Here is a 2,959-nt window from a genome sequence, read left to right on the forward strand (position 1 = left end):
CGCGGTGCTGCCCTCGGGCGCGACCGCAGGCTCTGCGACCACCGGCTCCGCGACCGCGGGCGGACCCGGCGCGATCGGCTCCGGACCGGCGGGAACGGGCTCGGCGGGTAGCGGCCCTGCGGAGTACGGCACTGCGGGATACAGCTCTGCGGGACACGGCTCTGCTGGTCATGGCACTGCCGGGAACGGCACTGCGGGTCATGGCACTGCGGGACACGGCGCTGCGGACACCGGCGCGACCGGTCGGCGCGGGCTCGACTGGGGTGGCGCGGCGCCCGAGCCCGGCCGGGGCCGCGCGCACACCGGCACGGGGGCGTCGTGAGGACCGCCGTGTTCCCCGCGCTCGGCACCACGGCCGTCGTCGTGCTCGGCGACGGGCCGCTGGCCGAGGCGGAGGCCCTGGTCAGGGCCGAGGTGCGGGCGGTGGACGAGGCGTGCAGCCGGTTCAGGGCGGACTCGGAGATCAGCGCGGTGCACCGGGCGGCCGGGCGCGCGGTCGAGGTGTCGCCGCTGCTGGCGGAGGCGGTCGGCACGGCGCTGCGGGCGGCGGAGCTGACCGGCGGGCTGGTCGACCCGACCGTGGGCACGGCGCTGTGCGCGCTGGGCTACGACCGGGACTTCGCGCAGGTCAGGCGGATCGACCCGCGCCCGGTGGAGCCGGTGCCCGCGCCGGGCTGGTGGCGGGTGGGCCTCGACGCGGCCGGGTCGCGGCTGGTCGTGCCGCGCGGGGTGCTGCTGGACCTGGGGGCGACGGCGAAGGCGCTGTGCGCGGACCGGGCGGCGCGCGCGGTGTCGGCGGCGCTGGGCTGCGGGGTGCTGGTGTCGCTGGGCGGGGACCTGGCCACTGCCGGAACTCCACCCGAAGGTGGCTGGCACATAGGCGTGGGTGACGACCACGTGGGGCTCGCGTCGCAGATCGTGACGATCCGGTCGGGTGGGCTGGCCACGTCGGGCACGGTGCGGCGGCGCTGGAAGCGCGCGGGCCGCGTGGTGCACCACATCGTCGACCCGCGCACCGGGGACGTGCCCGCGCCGTGCTGGCGGACGGCCAGCGTGGTGGCGGTGGACTGCGTGACGGGGAACACGGCGAGCACCGCCGCGGTGCTGCTGGGGGAGGACGCGCCCGCGTGGCTGGCCGAGCGGGGGCTGCACGCCCGGCTGGTCGGCGAGGACGGGCGGGTCGTGGAGGTCGGTGGCTGGCCAGCCGAGGGGAGGAGCGCGGCGTGAGCGAGGAGGCGCTGTGGTTCGCGGGCCGGGCCACCGGTCTGGTGTCGCTGGTGCTGCTGACGGCGGTGGTGGTCCTGGGCGTGCTGGGGGTGCGGCGGGTCGCGTCGGCGCGCTGGCCCCGGTTCGCGGTGAGCGACCTGCACCGCAGGGTGTCGCTGCTGGCGGTGGCGTTCCTGGCGGTGCACGTGGGCGCGGCGGTGGCGGGCGGGCACGTGGACGTCCCGGCGGTCGCGGCGCCGTTCGCCTCCGGCCACCGGCCGGTGGCGGTCGGGCTGGGCGCGGTGGCGCTGGACCTGCTGGTGGCGGTGCTGCTGACCAGCGCGCTGCGCACGCGGCTGCCGCACCGGGTGTGGCGGGCGGTGCACTGGGCCGGGTACGCGCTGTGGCCGGTGGCGCTGGCGCACGGGCTGCTGCTGGCGGACGTGGACAGCGGGGTGCTGCCGGTGGTGCTGCTGGACGTGCTGTGCCTGGCGGCGGTGGGGATCTCGGTGGCGTGGCGGGTGGCCGCGCCGAGGAAGGCAGCGGTGTGACCGCGGTGGGCGCGGCCCGCAAGCTCCCCGAGCGGGCGCTGGGGCTGGCGGGGCACCTGGAGGCGCACGGGCCGCTGCGGTTCCCGCCGGACCGGGAGGCGTTCGTGGCGGGGCTGGCGGCGGCGGGGCTGGTCGGCCGGGGCGGCGGCGGGTTCCCCGCGCACCTGAAGGCGGCCTCGGTGGTCGGGGCCCGCGTGGTGGTGGCGAACGGGTGCGAGGGCGACCCGCTCAGCGGCAAGGACCGGGCCCTGCTGGAGCGGGCCCCGCACCTGGTGCTGGACGGGCTGGTGGTGACGGCGGCGGCGGTCGGCGCGCCGGACGCGGTGGTGGCGGCGCACGACGCGCCGGACGGGCTGCTGCGGGCGCTGGCCGAGCGGACCGGGGACCCGGTGCCGGTGCGGCTGGTGCTCGTGCCCGGCGGGTACGTGGCGAGCGAGGAGTCGGCGCTGGCGAACTTCCTGCTCACGGGCCGGGCGCTGCCGGTGGTGGCGCCGCCGCGACCGGCGGGGCGCGGGGTGCTGGTGCACAACGCGGAGACGCTGGCGGACGTGGCGCTGGTGGCCCGGTGGGGTGGCGACGGGTACCGGGAGCGGGCGACGCGGCTGGTGACGGTGGCCGGTGACGTGCGGGAGCCGGGGGTGCGCGAGGCGCCGATCGGGGCGACCGCCGAGCAGCTCGTGGAGCTGGCGGGCGGCGGGACCGAGGAGCTGTCGGCGCTGCTGGTCGGCGGGTGTGGCGGGCGGTGGGTGCGGCCGGGGGCGACGCCGGTGACCGGGACGGCCGTGGTGGCGGCGCTGGGCGCGTCCGCGTGCGGGGTCCGGGAGACCGCGCGGGTGCTGGCCTGGCTGTCCGGGGAGAGCACCGGCCGGTGCGGGCCCTGCCGCTTCGGGCTGCCGTCGATCGCGGAGGACTTCGCCGCGCTGAGCGGGTCCGGCTGGCTGAGCGGGTCGGGCGCGCCGGACGGGGCGGCGCCGGGACGGTTGTCGCGGCGGTTGCCGCTGCTCGCGGGGCGGGGGGGGGGCGCGCCCCGGGTGGGGGCGGTGGGGGGGGCGGCGCGCGCGCTGGAGGTGTTCGCGTTCGCGGTGGGCGCGCACCGCGCGGGCGGGTGCGGGGGCGCGCGGTGAACCGGGCGGCGGGGCGGGACGGGCTGCGGCTGGTGGTGGACCCGGTGGCCTGCGACGGGCACGGGCTGTGCGCCGAGC

General features: G+C 79.6%; 3 protein-coding genes. All 3 read left to right on the forward strand.

Annotated features, from left to right (window positions below; all coding sequences use genetic code 11):
* The first annotated feature begins 318 nt into the window (after nt 1-318).
* From ACTUAL_RS09660 to ACTUAL_RS09670, 3 genes are read left to right on the forward strand one after another with little or no spacing between them, the layout of a single operon-like run.
* Entirely contained in the window at nt 319-1,227 is a 909-nt protein-coding gene (locus ACTUAL_RS09660; protein WP_440900021.1) for an FAD:protein FMN transferase, read from the forward strand.
* Nucleotides 1,224-1,757, forward strand: coding sequence for a ferric reductase-like transmembrane domain-containing protein (locus tag ACTUAL_RS09665; protein ID WP_096491852.1), 534 nt, complete (start codon nt 1,224-1,226; stop codon nt 1,755-1,757). Before ACTUAL_RS09660 ends, ACTUAL_RS09665 begins: the two co-directional genes overlap by 4 nt.
* Complete coding sequence (locus ACTUAL_RS09670) at nt 1,754-2,881, forward strand: SLBB domain-containing protein (protein ID WP_440900022.1); 1,128 nt, start codon at nt 1,754-1,756, stop codon at nt 2,879-2,881. The genes ACTUAL_RS09665 and ACTUAL_RS09670 overlap by 4 nt, the downstream gene beginning before the upstream one ends.
* Nucleotides 2,882-2,959: the final 78 nt, after the last annotated feature.

The sequence above is a fragment of the Actinosynnema sp. genome (assembly GCF_052038725.1).